This window comes from Enterobacter sp. UCD-UG_FMILLET, assembly GCF_000762975.1.
Classification (GTDB): domain Bacteria; phylum Pseudomonadota; class Gammaproteobacteria; order Enterobacterales; family Enterobacteriaceae; genus Enterobacter; species Enterobacter dykesii.
In genome coordinates this window covers 1-506 of sequence record NZ_JRJC01000029.1, presented here as the reverse complement: position 1 = coordinate 506, position 506 = coordinate 1, and the positions used below count along the sequence as shown (strand labels likewise).

The 506-nt window shown below is 54.7% G+C and carries 1 rRNA gene; it reads left to right on the top strand.

Features of this window, described 5'->3' with window-relative positions:
* A 23S ribosomal RNA gene (locus LA04_RS14270) occupies positions 1-506 on the top strand; the annotation flags it as partial.

The window sequence follows — 506 nt, the reverse complement described above, 5'->3', positions numbered from 1 at the left end:
TCGCTGTGAAGATGCAGTGTACCCGCGGCAAGACGGAAAGACCCCGTGAACCTTTACTATAGCTTGACACTGAACACTGGTCCTTGATGTGTAGGATAGGTGGGAGGCTTTGAAGCGTGGACGCCAGTCTGCGTGGAGCCGACCTTGAAATACCACCCTTTAATGGCTGGTGTTCTAACGTAGACCCGTTACCCGGGTTGCGGACAGTGTCTGGTGGGTAGTTTGACTGGGGCGGTCTCCTCCCAAAGAGTAACGGAGGAGCACGAAGGTTAGCTAATCCTGGTCGGACATCAGGAGGTTAGTGCAATGGCATAAGCTAGCTTGACTGCGAGAGTGACGGCTCGAGCAGGTGCGAAAGCAGGTCATAGTGATCCGGTGGTTCTGAATGGAAGGGCCATCGCTCAACGGATAAAAGGTACTCCGGGGATAACAGGCTGATACCGCCCAAGAGTTCATATCGACGGCGGTGTTTGGCACCTCGATGTCGGCTCATCACATCCTGGGGC